This window comes from Pseudomonas sp. HT11 (genome assembly GCF_044875395.1).
Taxonomy (GTDB): Bacteria; Pseudomonadota; Gammaproteobacteria; order Pseudomonadales; family Pseudomonadaceae; genus Aquipseudomonas.
Genome location: NZ_CP173217.1, coordinates 1,281,160 through 1,298,338, shown reverse-complemented (window position 1 = coordinate 1,298,338; position 17,179 = coordinate 1,281,160). Strand labels below are relative to the sequence as shown.

General features: G+C 60.6%; 13 protein-coding genes. 9 read left to right on the top strand and 4 right to left on the bottom strand.

From position 1 onward, the window contains the following. The first annotated feature begins 86 nt into the window (after positions 1–86). On the top strand, positions 87–1,625 hold the full coding sequence (gene glpD / locus ABWL43_RS05740; protein ID WP_262210516.1) for a glycerol-3-phosphate dehydrogenase: 1,539 nt from the start codon (positions 87–89) through the stop codon (positions 1,623–1,625). Between the two features lie 48 nt (positions 1,626–1,673). On the opposite strand, the gene ABWL43_RS05735 is transcribed toward glpD, so the two are convergent. Then, positions 1,674–2,399, bottom strand: a complete 726-nt coding sequence (locus ABWL43_RS05735) for a tetratricopeptide repeat protein (RefSeq protein ID WP_404487102.1) — start codon at positions 2,397–2,399, stop codon at positions 1,674–1,676. A gap of 121 nt (positions 2,400–2,520) precedes the next feature. Here ABWL43_RS05735 and ABWL43_RS05730 point away from each other — a divergent pair, with 121 nt between their 5' ends. The 8 genes from ABWL43_RS05730 to ABWL43_RS05695 all read left to right on the top strand — a co-directional run bounded on the left by ABWL43_RS05730 (position 2,521) and on the right by ABWL43_RS05695 (position 12,747). Then, entirely contained in the window at positions 2,521–4,842 is a 2,322-nt protein-coding gene (locus ABWL43_RS05730; protein WP_404487100.1) for a TonB-dependent receptor, read from the top strand. Between the two features lie 876 nt (positions 4,843–5,718). After that, the gene (locus ABWL43_RS05725; protein ID WP_145161533.1) at positions 5,719–6,645 is read left to right on the top strand and encodes a glutamate/aspartate ABC transporter substrate-binding protein; all 927 of its coding nucleotides are present in this window, start codon (positions 5,719–5,721) and stop codon (positions 6,643–6,645) included. A 194-nt stretch (positions 6,646–6,839) separates the two neighbouring features. Further along, complete coding sequence (locus ABWL43_RS05720) at positions 6,840–7,586, top strand: amino acid ABC transporter permease (RefSeq protein ID WP_003208731.1); 747 nt, start codon at positions 6,840–6,842, stop codon at positions 7,584–7,586. Further along, positions 7,586–8,257 (top strand): amino acid ABC transporter permease, encoded by a 672-nt coding sequence (locus ABWL43_RS05715; RefSeq protein ID WP_106579410.1) that lies wholly within the window; start codon positions 7,586–7,588, stop codon positions 8,255–8,257. The genes ABWL43_RS05720 and ABWL43_RS05715 overlap by 1 nt, the downstream gene beginning before the upstream one ends. Further along, positions 8,254–8,988 carry an amino acid ABC transporter ATP-binding protein gene (locus ABWL43_RS05710; RefSeq protein WP_012722475.1) on the top strand — a complete coding sequence of 245 codons (735 nt, stop codon included), beginning with the start codon at positions 8,254–8,256 and terminating at the stop codon, positions 8,986–8,988. Before ABWL43_RS05715 ends, ABWL43_RS05710 begins: the two co-directional genes overlap by 4 nt. 173 nt (positions 8,989–9,161) lie before the next feature. After that, positions 9,162–11,063, top strand: a complete 1,902-nt coding sequence (locus ABWL43_RS05705; RefSeq protein ID WP_262210520.1) for a sensor histidine kinase — start codon at positions 9,162–9,164, stop codon at positions 11,061–11,063. Then, positions 11,060–12,409: a sigma-54 dependent transcriptional regulator gene (locus tag ABWL43_RS05700; RefSeq protein ID WP_145161527.1), complete on the top strand. Its 1,350-nt coding sequence runs from the start codon at positions 11,060–11,062 to the stop codon at positions 12,407–12,409. Before ABWL43_RS05705 ends, ABWL43_RS05700 begins: the two co-directional genes overlap by 4 nt. Before the next feature lie 8 nt (positions 12,410–12,417). Further along, positions 12,418–12,747: a GlpM family protein gene (locus ABWL43_RS05695; RefSeq protein ID WP_178119692.1), complete on the top strand. Its 330-nt coding sequence runs from the start codon at positions 12,418–12,420 to the stop codon at positions 12,745–12,747. Between the two features lie 132 nt (positions 12,748–12,879). Here the strand turns inward: ABWL43_RS05695 and ABWL43_RS05690 are convergent, their stop codons facing one another. From ABWL43_RS05690 to ABWL43_RS05680, 3 genes are read right to left on the bottom strand one after another with little or no spacing between them, the layout of a single operon-like run. Next, on the bottom strand, positions 12,880–14,277 hold the full coding sequence (locus tag ABWL43_RS05690; protein ID WP_404487096.1) for a sigma-54-dependent transcriptional regulator: 1,398 nt from the start codon (positions 14,275–14,277) through the stop codon (positions 12,880–12,882). Beyond that, positions 14,267–16,045 (bottom strand): HAMP domain-containing sensor histidine kinase, encoded by a 1,779-nt coding sequence (locus tag ABWL43_RS05685; protein ID WP_145161518.1) that lies wholly within the window; start codon positions 16,043–16,045, stop codon positions 14,267–14,269. The genes ABWL43_RS05690 and ABWL43_RS05685 overlap by 11 nt, the downstream gene beginning before the upstream one ends. Beyond that, positions 16,045–17,169: a GNAT family N-acetyltransferase gene (locus ABWL43_RS05680; RefSeq protein ID WP_242194431.1), complete on the bottom strand. Its 1,125-nt coding sequence runs from the start codon at positions 17,167–17,169 to the stop codon at positions 16,045–16,047. The genes ABWL43_RS05685 and ABWL43_RS05680 overlap by 1 nt, the downstream gene beginning before the upstream one ends. Positions 17,170–17,179 lie beyond the last annotated feature (10 nt).

Here is a 17,179-nt window from a genome sequence, read left to right as displayed (position 1 = left end):
GGCTGTGCGCGCGTTTATCAGCTACCATTTTCGCAAATGAACATTAATGTTCGAATTCCAAGACGAAAAGATCGCGAGGCTAGCCGATGAACCCTTCCACCTTGCCTGCCCCACCGCTTGCCGAAGTCTATGACGTTGCCGTAATTGGTGGCGGGATCAATGGCGTCGGCATCGCAGCAGACGCAGCCGGTCGCGGTTTGTCGGTATTCCTTTGCGAAAAAGACGACTTGGCCAGCCACACATCCTCGGCCAGCAGCAAGCTGATCCACGGTGGCCTGCGTTATCTCGAACATTACGAATTCCGCCTGGTGCGCGAAGCCCTGGCCGAACGCGAAGTGCTGCTGGCCAAGGCCCCGCATATCGTCAAGCAAATGCGTTTCGTGTTGCCGCACCGCCCGCACCTGCGCCCGGCGTGGATGATCCGTGCTGGCCTGTTCCTGTACGACCACTTGGGCAAGCGTGAAAAACTCGCCGGTTCCAAGAGCCTCAAATTCGGCCCTGACAGCCCGCTGAAAAGCGAAATCACCAAAGGCTTCGAATACTCCGACTGCTGGGTCGATGACGCCCGCCTGGTGGTGTTGAACGCCATGGCCGCCCGCGAAAAAGGCGCGCATATCCACACCCAGACCCGTTGCATCAGCGCGCACCGCAACAACGGCATGTGGGAAATGAACATGGAACGCGCCGATGGCAGCCTGTTCTCGATCCGTGCCCGCGCCCTCGTGAACGCCGCCGGCCCATGGGTCGCCAAGTTCATCAAGGAAGACCTGAAGCTGGATTCGCCTTACGGCATCCGCTTGATCCAGGGCAGCCACCTGATCGTGCCGAAACTGTACGAAGGCGCCCACGCGCACATTCTGCAGAACGAGGACCAGCGCATTGTCTTCACCATTCCGTACCTCAACCACCTGACCATCATCGGCACCACCGACCGTGAATACACCGGCGACCCGGCGAAAGTAGCGATTACCGAAGGTGAAACCGACTACATGCTTAAGGTGGTAAATGCCCACTTCAAGAAGCAGTTGAGCCGCGACGACATCGTCCACACCTACTCCGGCGTGCGCCCGCTGTGCAACGACGAGTCGGATAACCCGTCGGCCATTACCCGCGATTACACCTTGTCGCTGTCTGGCGGCACTGGCGAGGCGCCAATCCTGTCAGTGTTCGGCGGCAAGCTCACCACCTACCGCAAACTCGCCGAGTCGGCGATGGCGCAGCTGGCGCCGTTCTTCACACAGATGCGTCCGAGCTGGACGGCCACGGCCAGCCTGCCGGGTGGCGAGAACATGACCACGCCAGAAGCGCTGGCCGAGGCCATTCGCGCCAAGTTCAACTGGGTGCCGGCCGAGATCGCGCGTCGTTGGTCCACCACTTATGGCAGCCGCACCTGGCGCTTACTCGAAGGTGTGCAGTCGCTGGCTGACCTGGGCGACCACCTGGGTGGCGGCCTGTACACCCGCGAAGTCGATTACCTGTGCGCCGAGGAATGGGCCACGCAAGCGCAGGACGTGCTGTGGCGCCGCACCAAGCTCGGGCTGTTCACCACCCCAGAGGAACAGGCCAACGTGCAGCGTTACCTGTCCAAGGTCGAGCAGAACCGCGCGAAGATCGAAGCAGCCTGATCAGGCCGTTGTGAAAAGCCCCTGCGCCGAAAGGTCCAGGGGCTTTTTTTATGCCTGCAGCGCCTGGCGCTGATACCGCAGGCCCATGTCACGAATCCCGCCGAGAGCGGAGCCCAGCAACACCGGATAAGCCGCCTGCAAAAAACCCGGCGTTGCCGTTGCCAGCGCGCGCTCCAGCCACAGGCAGGCCTGGCGCTCATCGCCGGTTTCGGCCAGCTCGGCAGCGTGGTTGTATTGCCCGCGAAAATCGCCCGCCTCGGCTGAGCGCTGATACCACTGCCGCGCCAGTTGCACATCCCTGGGCACAACGACGCCCTCATGGTGAAACCGCCCCAGCAGGTTCATCGATTTGGCGTGCCCTTTAGCGGCTGCCTGCCCGAATAACTCATACGCGGCGACAAGGTCGCGCTCCACACCGCGACCGCGCGTCAGCAACTGGCCGTAGTTATACAGCCCCCAATCCAGCCCAAGGTCGCCAGCTTTGCGGTAATGCACGGCGGCGTCCGGCAGGTCGATTTCGCAACCCCAGCCGTTTTCCAGGCAGCGCCCGATCATGTTGATCGCCATCGGGTGGCCCTGACGTGCGCTGATGCGAAACCAGCTCAGCGCCAACGCTTCGTCCTTTTGTATGCCCCGACCATCCAGCAACAGCTGACCCAAGGTCGCCTGCGCATCGGCATCACCCAATTGCGCAGCCTGCATCACCCAACGCGCATATGCGCGCGGGTTATCACCGATTTCACCCGATTCATTGCCTGGCCGCGTGCTCTGCATGCTCGTCTGCACTCTCTCAAACTGACAAAAATTTCATGAATCATCCTGTTACAAAGTATTACATTTGAGATCGTTTATCAATTACGATCACCTCTCAATTCCAACAACACGAGACTATTCAATGGCTACCGGGATCAGTTCTGCCCCCCATTCATCGCGGCATTTGCTCGCGTCGGCGGTGGGCTTGGCAGTGGCTGCGCAAGGAGGATTCAGCTATGCAGCGCAGACTGCGGATGACGGCACAGGTGTAATTGAGCTCGGCGCGACCAGTATCGAAGGTCAGGCCCCAAGCCAGAGCGCTTACAACCCCGTAGCGCCTTCCTCCCCCAAGTACACCGAGGCGCTGCGTGATACACCGCAGACGATTACCGTGGTGCCCAAGGAAGTCATTCATGATCAAAACCTGCTGACCCTGCGCGACGTGCTCAGCACCGTGCCGGGCATTACCTTCGGCGCCGGCGAAGGCGGCAGCGGTTACGGCGACAGCATCAACCTGCGCGGTTTCTCGGCCAGCGGCGACATCTACGTCGACGGCGTGCGCGACAGCGCGCAATACAGCCGCACCGACCCGTTCAACCTGGAACAGGTCGAAGTCGTCAGCGGTGCAAGTTCGGTGTATTCAGGTTCCGGCGCGGTCGGCGGCACCATCAACCTGGTGTCCAAGCAGCCGGAATTACGCGACAAAACCACGATCAGCGCCGGCATCGGCACCGATAACTACAAGCGCACCACGCTGGACACCAATCAGCAACTCAACGACACCACCGCGTTCCGGCTCAACCTGATGGCGCATGGTAACGATGTGCCGGGCCGCGATTATGAAGATTACTCGCGCTGGGGCATTGCGCCCTCCATCGCCTTTGGCCTGGGCACGCCGACGCGCGTTACCGTCAGTTATGAACACCAGAAAGATGACAACACGCCGCAGTACGGCATCCCCATCTACAACGGCAAACCGATGCCGGGTGTGGGCTGGAGCGACTACTACGGTTACCACAACATCAATGACCAGCAGATCACCTCGGACGCGTTCAGCCTGAAACTTGAACACGACTTCAACGACGCCGTGTCAGTGCGCAACTTCACCCGCGTCGAGCGCGTGCGCCAGGACCTGCGCGCCTCCGGCCCCGAAGGTGCCCAGGCCGGCTGCCTGGCCAGCGGCACCCAGATAACGGGCGCGCCCTGCGCCGCCGGCCTCAAGCCTGGCTATTTCCAGCCAAGCGGCGGTTCGCTGGGCAACGAGCGCAACACCCAGAACAAAATGTTCACCAACCAGACTGACGTAACCAATCACTTCAGCACGGGCTTCATCGACCACACACTGGTCACCGGCATCGCCATCAGCCGCGAGGAATACGAGGCGGATACCGGCAAATGGCTGACCAACAGCAACGGCAGCACGATCGTTCCGCCGCCGGTCAGCTTCAGCGATCCCAACTCGGACTGGACTGGCCCCGTCAACTTCACCCGTGCGGCCCACGTCGACGGCGCGCTGAACAACCGCGCCGCCTACGCCTTCGACACGCTCAAACTCAACCCGCAATGGGAAATCAACGGCGGTTTGCGTTACGAGCACAACGCCGGCAGCTCGGTCACCAATGCCTACTCCAGCACCGGCGTGGAAACGCCCGGCGTTCGCTACGGCCAAGCGGACGACCTGACGTCCTATCGCCTGGCACTGGTGTACAAACCGGTGGAAAACGGCAGTTTCTACATCGCCTACGGCAACAGCAAGACGCCGTCGCAAGCCAGCGTCAATGGTGGCTGCTTCACCCCGGCCAAAACGTCCAGCGCGCCCACCAACAACTGCAACGTTGCCCCGGAAACCGCCGTCAGCTATGAGATCGGCACCAAGTGGGACTTCCTCGACAATGCCTTGTCGTTCACCGGCGCGATCTTTCGCAATGACCGCACCAACTACAAAGTCGCCGATCCCGACCCAACCAACCTGAGCGGCATGCAATCGCTCGACGGTAAAGCACGTGCAGACGGCGTGGCACTCGGCTTGAGCGGTGCGATCACGGACAAGTGGAAGGTCTTCGCCAACTACACCTACCTGGATACCCGCGTATTGCGCAGCGCCAGCGACTTCACCCTGGCCACCACCGGTTTCGACGCGCAGAAAGGCGAGCCGCTGCCGTTCACGCCCAAACATGCGGCCAGTCTTTGGACGGTGTACGACCTGCCCTACGACTTTCAGGTGGGCTACGGCATCACGGCGCAATCCAAGCAGTACCTGGTCAGCGCCGCCGGGGCACCGACTGCGCCGGGCTACGCCGTGCAGCGCGCGATGCTCGGCTACAAGGTCAACAAACAGTTGAACCTGCAGTTGAACGTCAACAACCTGTTCGACAAGGAATACCTGACGCGCATCCGTAACAACGGCTGGGCGGTGCCGGGTGATGGGCGTGCGGCGGTTGTTTCGGCCGACTATACGTTCTGATTGGGGGGTTGTTTTGGGGGGTATATCCGTTGTTTGGGTGATGACTGATATGGGTTCCGCTCTTACGGCGGGTCACTTTTGAAAAGAGCCCAAAAGTAACCAAAAGGCTCTTGCCCCACCACTCGGCACCTCGCTTAGACTCGGTGTGCCTAAGATCAAAATCAAAAGCAAAGCACGGCGGCCTGGTAGCCGACCTGATTTTGGAACCTGAACTCAATCAAATGTGGGAGCTGGCTTGCCTGCGATGGCATCAACTGGTTATGCCTGATACACCGAGTTGCCTGCATCGCAGGCAAGCCAGCTCCCACAGAAAAGCAAAGCAGTGCGGTGGTGGCAGATGAACTCGGTCAAATTGTGGGAGCGGGCTTGCTCGCGAAGGCGGTGGGTCAGCAACACATGACCTGACTGACAAACCGCATTCGCGGGCAAGCCCGCTCCCCACATTTGGAGCTCTGTGCTTCAGATAGAAATGTGTTGCTGTGCTTTTGATCCGCTTTTGCCTCTACCACTCAGGTCGGCTACCAGGCCGCCGTGCTCTGCGTTTGCCAAAAGTGACCCGCTGTAAGAGCGGAATCGCCAGCCGCCGTTACCGCAGCAACGCATATACACCGCCTCCCCAAAGCCATTCGGTTTTCCGAACACCACACCCCGAACCATTCGGTTTGCCGGACCAAACCACCAAACCCCTCCCGCCGCGCAAACTTAATCCCCATATAAATCAACCAGATAACCTTTTATCCCTGGTATGGCACGACTCATGCTCTACACTCCCTGACGATTGCCTGCGACGCTTCAGGAGCCGTCACGGGCATTCGCTGTACAAAAGAGAGCCGTTTAGCCGGCTTCATAAAAAAAACAAATGTCGAGGAAGTATTGATGCGCATCGTTCCCCATATCCTGGGCGCAGCTATCGCTGCTGCTCTGATCAGCACTCCAGTTTTCGCCGCCGAACTCACCGGCACACTGAAGAAAATCAACGACTCCGGCACTATCACTCTCGCTCACCGCGACAGCTCCATTCCGTTCTCCTACATCGCGGATGGCTCGGGCAAACCCGTGGGCTACTCCCACGACATTCAACTGGCCATCGTTGAAGCCCTGAAAAAAGACCTGAACAAACCCGATCTGAAGGTCAAATACAACCTGGTCACCTCGCAAACCCGTATCCCGCTGATCCAGAACGGCACCGCGGATATCGAATGCGGCTCCACCACCAACAACGCCGAACGCGCTCAACAAGTTGATTTCACCGTCAACATGTTCGAAATCGGCACCCGCCTGCTGGTCAAGAAAGACAAGGATGGCAAGCCGTCCTACGCTGACTTTGCCGACCTGAAAGGCAAAAACGTCGTGACCACCGCTGGCACCACGTCCGAGCGCATCATCAAAGCGATGAACGCCGACAAGCAAATGGGCATGAACGTCATCTCCGCCAAAGACCACGGCGAATCCTTCCAGATGCTGGAAAGCGGCCGCGCCGTCGCCTTCATGATGGACGACGCCCTGCTCGCAGGCGAAGAAGCCAAGGCCAAGAAGCCGGACGATTGGGTCATCACCGGTACGCCACAGTCCTTCGAAGCCTATGCGTGCATGGTGCGTAAAGACGACCCGGCCTTCAAAAAGGCTGTCGATGACGCCATCGTCGGCCTGTACAAATCCGGCGAAATCAACAAGATCTACAGCAAGTGGTTCGAGAGCCCGATTCCTCCAAAAGGCCTGAACCTGAACTTCCCGATGAGCGACAAGGTTAAGGAGCTGATCGCTAACCCAAGCGACAAACCAGCCCCTGACGTAAAAATCTGATACCTGACTAAGCTTGTCTCCTGAGGGAGCCAACCCTCCCTCAGGCGTCTGTTACTACCTGCTGGCTTTAATTTGGAACACTCGACCTGGCGGTTTTCGAGCCGATCGCGTGTGCCTGGCGTTCAACGTCGGGCGGGAAAGGATCTTCCCCAAGCGGGTGCTTGTACATCGATCGATTTCGAGGGGAGACCCTAATGAATTACAACTGGGACTGGGGCGTGTTCTTCAAGTCCACTGGCGTGGGCAGCGAGACTTATCTCGACTGGTACATCGCCGGCTTGGGCTGGACCATCGCCATCGCTGTCGTGGCATGGATTATCGCCTTGTTGCTGGGGTCCATTCTGGGCGTCATGCGCACCGTGCCAAACCGCATCGTATCGGGCATCGCAACCTGCTACGTGGAACTGTTTCGTAACGTGCCGCTGCTGGTTCAGCTGTTTATCTGGTACTTCCTGATACCCGATCTGCTGCCGCAAAACCTGCAGGACTGGTACAAACAAGACCTCAACCCGACTACCTCGGCCTACCTGAGCGTCGTCGTGTGCCTGGGCCTGTTCACCGCCGCCCGTGTGTGTGAACAAGTGCGTACCGGCATCCAGGCGCTGCCACGCGGCCAGGAATCTGCCGCACGCGCCATGGGCTTCAAGCTGCCGCAGATCTACTGGAACGTGCTGCTGCCCCAGGCGTACCGCATCATCATTCCGCCGCTTACCTCGGAATTTCTCAACGTGTTCAAGAACTCCTCCGTGGCGTCCTTGATCGGTTTGATGGAGCTGCTGGCGCAAACCAAACAGACTGCCGAGTTCTCGGCCAACCTGTTTGAAGCCTTCACCCTGGCCACGCTGATCTACTTCACCCTGAACATGAGCCTGATGTTGCTGATGCGCGTGGTCGAGAAGAAAGTCGCGGTGCCCGGCCTGATCTCCGTGGGGGGTAAATAATGGACTTCGATTTCAGCGGCATCATCCCCGCCATTCCCGGCCTGTGGAACGGCATGGTCATGACCTTGCAGTTGATGGTCATGGGTGTGATCGGCGGTATCGCGCTGGGGACGATGCTGGCGCTGATGCGCCTGTCGTCCAGCAAACTGCTGTCGCGTCTGGCCGGCGCCTACGTGAACTACTTCCGCTCGATCCCGCTGCTGTTGGTGATCACCTGGTTCTACCTGGCGGTGCCGTTCGTGTTGCGCTGGATCACAGGCGAAGACACCCCGATCGGTGCGTTCACCTCCTGCGTCGTGGCCTTCATGATGTTCGAAGCCGCGTACTTCTGTGAAATCGTGCGGGCCGGCGTGCAGTCGATCCCCAAGGGCCAGATGGCCGCCGCACAGGCGATGGGCATGACCTATGGCCAGACCATGCGTCTGATCATCCTGCCCCAGGCGTTCCGCAAGATGACCCCGTTGCTGCTGCAACAGTCGATCATCCTGTTCCAGGACACCTCGCTGGTTTACACCGTGGGCCTGGTGGACTTCCTCAACTCCGCCCGCTCCAACGGCGACATCATTGGCCGCTCCAATGAGTTCCTGATCTTCGCCGGTGTCGTCTACTTCATCATCAGCTTTTCCGCCTCGCTGCTGGTCAAGCGTCTGCAAAAAAGGTTTGCCGTATGATCTCTATCAAGAACATCAACAAGTGGTATGGCGACTTCCAGGTGCTGACCGATTGCAGCACCGAGGTTAAAAAAGGCGAAGTGATCGTGGTGTGCGGGCCTTCCGGCTCGGGTAAATCCACCCTGATCAAGTGCGTCAACGCACTGGAACCGTTCCAGAAAGGCGACGTGGTGGTGGATGGCACCTCCATCGCCGACCCGAAGACCAACCTGCCGCAACTGCGCTCGCGCGTGGGCATGGTGTTCCAGCACTTCGAACTGTTCCCGCACCTGACCATCACCGAAAACCTGACCATCGCGCAGATCAAGGTGCTCGGCCGCAGCAAGGAAGAAGCCACCAAAAAGGGCCTGCAACTGCTTGAGCGCGTCGGCCTTTCGGCACACGCCCACAAGCACCCGGGCCAGCTTTCCGGCGGCCAGCAACAACGTGTGGCGATTGCCCGCGCCCTGGCCATGGACCCGATCGTCATGCTGTTCGACGAACCGACCTCGGCGCTGGACCCTGAAATGGTCAACGAAGTGCTCGACGTGATGGTGCAACTGGCCCACGAAGGCATGACCATGATGTGCGTCACCCACGAAATGGGGTTTGCGCGCAAAGTGGCCGACCGCGTGATCTTCATGGACGCCGGCAAGATCATCGAAGACTGCCCGAAGGAGGAGTTCTTCGGCGACATCAGCGCCCGCTCCGAACGCGCGCAGCACTTCCTTGAGAAAATCCTGCAGCACTAAAACCGGCTTCGTTCTCTCTGTGGGAACCGTTTTGTGTGGGAGCTGGCTTGCCTGCGATGCAGACACCTCGGTCTATCAGTGACACCGAGGAGATCCTGTCGCAGGCAAGCCAGCTCCCACATGAACCGGTTCGCGGCAGGGCTGACAGCTCTGGTTGACCCAAGGCAACTGTGATGAAATGCGACCCCAACCAATTTCGCGCCGCACCGCCATCACTTGCCGTGAAACCTCGTCTGATTCGCCAACTGTTCCTGCCGCCGTTGATCATCGCCTTGATGATCGGCTTGGGTTATATCGGCTTCTGGGTCAGTGAGTATTACGGCATCAGTACCCTCAGCGACAACGGCGAACGCCAGTTGGAGCTGCACGCGCGCACCGTCGAAAGCGAACTGAGCAAATACACCTACCTGCCCAGCCTGCTGGAGCTCGAATCCAGCGTCTCCACGCTGCTGGCCGACCCGAACCAGGAAACCCGGCAGACGGTCAATGATTACCTCGAAGGCCTGAACCGACGCAGTCGCAGTCGGGCCATCTACGTGATGGACACCACCGGCCGCGTGCTGGCCACCAGTAACTGGCGCGATGCCGACAGTTACCAGGGTGAAGACCTGTCCTTTCGCGCCTATTTCCAGAATGCCGTGCGCGGCCAGCCGGGCCGCTTCTATGGCATCGGCAGCACCAACGGCGAGCCCGGCTACTACCTGGCTCACGGCCTGGAAGAACACGGCAAGATCATCGGCGTCGCCGTGGTCAAAGTGCGCCTCGAAGCCCTCGAAGAGCGCTGGCAGCGTGCGCGCCTCGAAGCGTTCGTGAGCGACGAGAACGGCATCATCATCCTCTCCAGCGACCCGGCCCGCCGGCTCAAGGCCGTGCGCCCGCTGAGCGACGACACCAAAGAACGCCTGGCCCACAGCCTGCAATATTACTGGGCGACGCTTAACGAGCTGGAACCGCTGGCCCGTGAGCGACTCAATGAGGGCACCGAAAAGCTGACCTTCCCGGCCAACAGCGAAGTGGTCAACGACGAGCACGAAGTCAGCTACCTCGCGCAAACCCGCCCGCTCAACGACACGCCGTGGAATTTCACCCTGCTGACGCCGCTCAATGAGCTGCGCCGCGCGGCGATCAACCAGGGCATTCTGGTCGCTGTCGCATTCGGCCTGGTGGCGTTTTTGCTGATCGCCTGGAACGAACGCCGCAAGGTGATCGCCACTCGCCTCGCCGCGCGGGAAGCCTTGCAGGAAGCCAACAGCCAGCTGGAGCGGCGGATTGCCGAACGCACCGCCGACCTGCGTGCCAGCAACGAACGGCTCAAGGGCCAGATTCGCGAACGGCGCCAGGCCGAAGAAACCTTGCGCCGCGCCCAGGACGAACTGGTACAGGCCGGCAAACTCGCCGCCATCGGCCAGATGTCCACCAGCATCGCCCATGAGTTGAACCAGCCGCTGGCGGCGCTGCGCACGCTGTCGGGCAATACCGTGCGCTTCCTCGAACGTGGCGCGCTCGACACCGCCAGTGCCAACCTCAAGACCATCAATGAACTGATCGATCGCATGGGCCGCATCACGGCCAGCCTGCGCTCGTTTGCACGGCGCGGTGATGACCAGGGCGAAGCCAACCTCGGTAAAGCTGTGGACGCCGCGTTCCAGGTGCTCGGCGCTCGTCTCGACGGCCTGCCGCTGACCGTGCACCGCGACTTCGCCAACGCTCAATTGCAGATCGACCAGACGCGCCTGGAGCAGATCCTGGTCAACCTGATCGGCAACGCCCTGGACGCGATGCAGGCGCAACCTGCGCCCGAACTGTGGTTGGATGGCCAGGTGCTTGAGGGCAGGTACCGCCTGCACGTACGCGACAACGGGCATGGCATCGACCCCGAAACGCGCAAGCATTTATTCGAACCGTTCTTCACCACCAAACCCGGCGAACAAGGCCTGGGCTTGGGCCTGACCCTTTCCGCCAGCCTCGCGGCGGCCACCGGCGGCAACCTTGCCGTGGAACATCCGGCCAGCGGTGGTACTGCCTTTGTCTTGTGCCTGCCGCTGGTGGGCACTCAAAAAGCTGAGTCGACATGAATACAGACACCCCAGCCGCAAAAGACGACCTCACCGTTCTGATCGTCGAGGACGATCCCCATGTGCTGCTCGGCTGCCAACAGGCCCTGGCGCTGGAAGACATTCCCAGCGTGGGCGTGGGCAGTGCTGAAGAAGCTCTCAAGCGCATTGGCGAGAACTTTGCCGGCATCGTCATCAGCGACATTCGCCTGCCGGGCATCGACGGCCTCGAGCTGCTGACCCGCCTCAAAGCGCTGGATAAAAGCCTGCCGGTGGTGCTGATTACCGGGCACGGTGATATTTCGATGGCCGTCGGGGCCATGCGCAATGGCGCCTACGACTTCATGGAAAAACCCTTCTCCCCCGAACGCCTGGTCGACGTGGCGCGCCGCGCCCTGGAGCAACGCGGGCTGGCGCGAGAAGTGTGGTCGCTGCGCCGCCAACTGGCCGAGCGTGACTCGCTGGAGGGCCGCATCATCGGCCGCTCGCCGGCGATGCAGAACCTGCGCGAACTGATCGCCAACGTCGCCGACACCTCGGCCAACGTGCTGATCGAAGGCGAGACCGGCACCGGCAAGGAACTGGTCGCACGCTGCCTGCATGATTTCAGCCGGCGCCATGCCCATCAGTTCGTTGCCTTGAACTGCGGCGGCCTGCCGGAAAACCTGTTCGAAAGCGAGATTTTCGGCCACGAAGCCAACGCCTTTACCGGCGCCGGCAAACGGCGCATCGGCAAGATCGAGCACGCCCACGAAGGCACACTGTTTCTCGATGAAGTGGAAAGCATGCCGATCAACCTGCAGATCAAACTGCTGCGGGTGTTGCAGGAACGCACCCTTGAACGGCTGGGCTCGAACCAGAGCGTGGCGGTGGATTGCCGGGTGATCGCCGCCACCAAATCCGACCTCGATGAGCTGAGCCGCGCCAGCCAATTTCGCAGCGACCTTTACTACCGCCTCAACGTGGTGACCCTGGAACTGCCGCCGTTGCGCGAACGTCGCGAAGACATTCTGCAGTTGTTCGAGCACTTCCTGCAGCAATCCTCCTTGCGCTTTGATCGCACCGCGCCGGAGCTGGACAACCAGACCGTGTCGACGCTGATGAGCCACGACTGGCCAGGCAACGTGCGCGAACTGCGCAACGTCGCCGAGCGCTTTGCCCTGGGCTTGCCCGCCTTCAAGAAAAGCGGCAGCGGCAACAGCAACCACGGCCTGGCCTTCACCGAAGCGGTGGAAGCCTTCGAGCGCAACCTGCTCAACGATGCCCTGCAGCGCAGCGGCGGCAACCTGACCCAGGCCAGCCTGGAACTGGGAATGGCCAAGACCACCCTGTTCGACAAGGTCAAGAAATACGGGTTGAGCCACTGATGGATCTATTGCTGAAGGCCGCCATTGGCGCGGCGGTGGTGTTGATCCTGGCGGCGCTGGCCAAGACCAAAAACTATTACATCGCGGGGCTGGTGCCGCTGTTTCCGACCTTTGCGTTGATTGCGCACTACATCGTCGGCAAGGGCCGCTCGGTGGAGGACCTGAAGACCACCATCGTGTTTGGGATGTGGTCGATCATTCCGTATTTTGTGTATTTGGCGACGCTGTATGTGATGGTCGACCGCCTGCGCCTGGAGGCGTCACTCGCCGTGGCGGCGGTGGCGTGGCTGATGGCGGCGACGGTGTTGGTGAGTGTGTGGGTTCGCCTCCATACCTGACACACCGGGGTAAAAAATGTGGGAGCTGGCTTGCCTGCGATAGCGGTCTGTCTGTGCCAGCTGAGTTGGCTGATACACCGCTATCGCAGGCAAGCCAGCTCCCACATTTGGATCAGTGGTGAGCCTGATAGATCAACGCACGATCTTGTCCACTTGAATCCCCAGCTTTTTCAACCGATACCAGAAGCTTCTCTCTGAAATCCCGATCTTCGCCGCCGCCGCAGCCTGCACGCCGTTGCTCTCGTGCAACGCCGCCAGGATGTAGGTTTTCTCGACGTCCGCCAGCGCCGCGTCCAGGTCCGCAGGCACGCCAGGGTTGTCACCGAGCAGCGCCGTGACGCCGTCCTCTGCCGGTTTTGAAGCAAACAGGTAGGCCGGCAGGTCGATGTCTTCGATCACCGGTTTGGCGGCGACGATGGTTGCGCGCTCCACGCAGTTTTGCAGCTCGCGGATATTTCCCGGCCAGTTGTAAGCCGCCATGGCCTGCAAGGCCTCCGGGCTGAACCCGGTGATGCGTTTGCCGGCGGTGGCGCTCAGGGTCTGGGCAAAGTGCCGGGCCAGGGGCACGATGTCCTCGGCGCGTTCGCGCAGGGCCGGCAGCGGGATCGGAAACACATTCAGACGGTAATACAGGTCTTCGCGAAACTCTTTATTGACCACCGCGTCCAGCAGGTTCTTGTTGGTGGCGGCGATCACCCGCACGTCCACCTTGCGCTCGCGCGGGTCGCCCACCGGCTCGATCACCCGCTCCTGCAACGCGCGCAGAATCTTGGCCTGCAACGCCAGGGGCATATCGCCCACCTCATCCAGAAACAACGTGCCCTTGTCGGCCTGCATAAAGCGCCCGACCCGATCCGCCACGGCGCCGGTGAAGGCGCCCTTGCGATGGCCAAACATTTCACTTTCCAGCAAGCCTTCCGGAATCGCCGCGCAGTTGACCGCTACAAATGGCTTGTCGGCACGGCTGCCGTGTTTGTGGATCGCGCGCGCGACCATTTCCTTGCCGGTGCCGCTTTCGCCAGTCAGCAGGATGGTGGCGTTGCTGTCACGCACCGAATCGATTGCATGCAGCACTTGGCGAAACGCCGGGCTGTCACCCACCAGGCTGTCGAACTGCGCATGGTGATCGAGTTCGGCGCGCAGCCGCGCGTTGTCGCGCATGATGTCGCGAAACTGCAAGGCCTTGGCGACGGTGATGTCCAGTTCGTCGATGTCGAACGGCTTGGCAATGTAGTCATAGGCGCCGTTGCGCATTGATTGCACGGCGTTTTTCACCGTGCTGTAGGCGGTCATCACGATCACCGGCAAATCCGGGAAACGCACCTTGATCTCGGCCAGCAGCGCCGGGCCGTCCATGCCGGGCATGCGCCAGTCACTGATCACCAGGTCGATGTCTTCCTGTTCCAGCACCTTGAGCGCGTGCAGGCCGTTGCTTGCGGTAAATACCTGAATGCCGTTCTGGCTCAGGGCCGACGACAACAAGTCGCAGAGCTTGGGCTCGTCGTCGACTACCAATACGTTATGCGTCATGACCATCCTCATCGTCGCCGTCGTCATCACCCTGGGCCGGAATGTACAGGCTGAAGGTGGCGCCGGCATCTTTCTCACTGGCACATTCAATGCTGCCGTCGTGACTTTCCATGATCGAATAGACTTTTGCCAGGCCCAGGCCCGTGCCCGAGGCCTTGGTGGTGACGAACGGTGTGAAGATCCGCTCGATCATATCCGCCGGGATGCCCTGGCCGGTGTCGGCGATGCTGATCACCGTGTTGCCGTCGACACTGCGAATGCCCAGGGTCAGGCGTCCGCCTTCGGGCATCGCGTCGATGGCGTTGAGAATCAGGTTGAGGCACGCCTGCTTGAGCTGTTTGGCATCGGCATAGATCGTCGCACCGGGTGCCTGGTCGTCAATCTGCGCGTCAATGTTATGCGTGGACAGTTCCGGGCTGCAGAAACCGAGAATCTCTTCGACCAACGCTCGCGCCGGCTGCAGTACACGCAGCGGCGGGTTGGGTTTGGCAAAATCGAGGAATTCGGTGATCAGGTCGTTGATGCGGCTGACCTCGCTGATCACGTATTCCAGATGGCGCTTGTCGGTTTCCGCCAGGTCGGCGCGACGGTGCAACAGTTGGGTCGCGGTCTTGATGATGCCCAGCGGGTTGCGGATCTCGTGAGCCAGGCCCATGGCGACTTCGCCCAGGGCGTGCAGCCGATCGCGACGGCGCAACTGGGCTTCAAGGTGATGCAGCTCGCCCAGGCGCTCGGTCATGTGGTTGAAGGTGCTGCTCAACTGCGCCAGCTCATCGCCGCCACTCACCAATACGCGGTGTTCGTAATGCCCCGAGATCACCGCGTCCACGCCTTGGGACAAATCACGCAGCGGTTTGGTCAGGCGCCGCGACACCAGCACGCCGGCGCCCAGGGACAACGCCGAGCTGAGCAGGAAAATCAGCACGAACAGGTTGCTCTGATTCACCAGCCCGACCAGGCTGGTATGGCGTAGCAGGCCGCTGAAGATCACCCCTTGCAGGTCGCCGGCATCATTGAAGATGGGCCAATACAGACCGCTGTAGTTGTTGGTGAACTGCTCGCTCGGCTGCTTGGTGGCGCGCATGGCCGTTTCGACGTCCTTGGGAATGCGCGAGGGGTGGTTTTCGAAACGCTGGGTCGAGAAGATTTCGTTAAAGCCCGACGGATTGGCCAGGTACAGGCGCAGGTCGAGGGAATGCACATCGGCCACGCTGGTGAGGAAACTGCTGTCCAGGTACGTCGCCACCAACAGCAGGTAGTCGACGCCCTCCTGGGTGGTTTCGAAGGTCGAGACCACCAGGCCCGTACTCACGCCCGCCACCTGCACGGTTTGCAGGACGGCGTTGCTGGTCAGGTCGATCTGCTTGACCACATCGTCGGAGGCCGTGCTGAACACGACCTTGTGATCACTCACGCGAATCAGCGCGACCACGTCGATGTCCGTGGCGTCGGCAATGTCGGCGGTCAGCCGGTCGTGCTTGGCGGCCTGCTTGTTCGAAGGCGGGCTGGTGTAGCGCAGGAACAGCTTGGCCATGCGCGCGTTGTCATGAAGGATGTCGCCGATTTCGTCCTTGACGATCTTGGTCGACTCTTGCAGCCAGATACGCACGTTGCTGTCGAAAATCTGCGACAGCGTGGTCGCCGCCAGCTCGGCGGCGATCATGGTGGGAATAACGCTGACCAGCCAGAACGCCAGCACCAGCTTGCGCTGGACGCTCCAGCGCGAAATGGCAAAGGGGCGGGCTTTCTGGCGGGTTTTGGTGATCATCAGGTTTCGCTTATCGCAGCAGCCATGGCAGGGTCGGAACGGTCCGGTCTCAGGTACATTTTCACGAGCTTGAGCAGGCTGTTGACCAGCCGGTTACGGTGACGGAAGAACATGCTGTTGCCTTGGAACTCGCACCCCAGGCGCAGCTTACTGGCATACCCTTCCTGACCGCACTCGTACACAGGGATATTGTGCTGAATACAGTATTCGACGTTGGTCAGCCAACTGCGAAAGTACAGGTTGTATTCGCGGCTGAATGCCATGTCGTGGCCAAAAAACTTGTCGATCAGGCGGTGCTGGTCCAGCAGGATCAGATTGAACGCCACCAGGTGCTCGTCCACCCAATAAAGAACACAGACCGCACGCCCTTCAAGCCGTTCGAGGATGCCGGTGAAGTAACGCGCCGGCAAACGTTCGAACTGCAGCTGCGAGCGTTCGAGCGTGTCCTCGTACAAGCGCATGACATCCGGCAACACATCATCAATATTGCGCCGCCACTCCACGCGCGGGCCCGGCGCACGTAGTTTACGGCGCAGGTCCTTGCGCGTCGATTTGCACAACGAGCCAAGGTAGGCGTCTACCGAACCGTAGGGCACCGAGAGCAGACCGCTGGGCAAACTCGGCATGCTCTGGAAACCTGCGCTGCGGCAACTGGTCGCCCAGTGCGAGTCGTCGGTCGGTACATCTTTGACCGCCACCAGGCCAATCCCGAAGGCACTGGCATCCTGTCGCGCGGCTTGCAGCAACTGCTTGAGCAACACTGGGCGTCGCGTCTGGGGTACGCCGCTTGCAATACCTGCATCGCAACGCTCGGCTATCGGCGAGCCAATGGCATACAGCGGCAAGCGTAAAACACCCGGCCACAGTCGCTCCAGGCGTTCGGTAAAACGCTTGCCGGCGCCCGACACCGTGGTGTCGAGGCGATAATGGGTGATGAACGCGGCGGCCACTGCCACCAGCGTTTCATCTTCGTAAACCGCCAGGTAGCGCCATTTAAAGTCATCAATGGCCGCGTTTTCCACGGCGACGTAAAAATCCCAATCCTCCAGAGCACCGGGAAAACAGTCGTTCCAGGCACTGCGCTGGATGGCCCGGATAGTCGAGAAGGCTTGAGCGGTGATCACGTCGCGTCCT

What these genes read in the sequence shown, in the direction of transcription:
- ABWL43_RS05700 (WP_145161527.1), top strand. Translation starts at nt 11,060, where the DNA reads ATGAATACAGACACCCCAGCCGCAAAAGACGACCTCACCGTTCTGATC.
- ABWL43_RS05725 (WP_145161533.1), top strand. Translation starts at nt 5,719, where the DNA reads ATGCGCATCGTTCCCCATATCCTGGGCGCAGCTATCGCTGCTGCTCTG.
- ABWL43_RS05705 (WP_262210520.1), top strand. Translation starts at nt 9,162, where the DNA reads ATGAAATGCGACCCCAACCAATTTCGCGCCGCACCGCCATCACTTGCC.
- glpD (WP_262210516.1), top strand. Translation starts at nt 87, where the DNA reads ATGAACCCTTCCACCTTGCCTGCCCCACCGCTTGCCGAAGTCTATGAC.
- ABWL43_RS05730 (WP_404487100.1), top strand. Translation starts at nt 2,521, where the DNA reads ATGGCTACCGGGATCAGTTCTGCCCCCCATTCATCGCGGCATTTGCTC.
- ABWL43_RS05720 (WP_003208731.1), top strand. Translation starts at nt 6,840, where the DNA reads ATGAATTACAACTGGGACTGGGGCGTGTTCTTCAAGTCCACTGGCGTG.
- ABWL43_RS05710 (WP_012722475.1), top strand. Translation starts at nt 8,254, where the DNA reads ATGATCTCTATCAAGAACATCAACAAGTGGTATGGCGACTTCCAGGTG.
- ABWL43_RS05690 (WP_404487096.1), bottom strand. Translation starts at nt 14,277, where the DNA reads ATGACGCATAACGTATTGGTAGTCGACGACGAGCCCAAGCTCTGCGAC.
- ABWL43_RS05715 (WP_106579410.1), top strand. Translation starts at nt 7,586, where the DNA reads ATGGACTTCGATTTCAGCGGCATCATCCCCGCCATTCCCGGCCTGTGG.
- ABWL43_RS05685 (WP_145161518.1), bottom strand. Translation starts at nt 16,045, where the DNA reads ATGATCACCAAAACCCGCCAGAAAGCCCGCCCCTTTGCCATTTCGCGC.
- ABWL43_RS05735 (WP_404487102.1), bottom strand. Translation starts at nt 2,399, where the DNA reads ATGCAGAGCACGCGGCCAGGCAATGAATCGGGTGAAATCGGTGATAAC.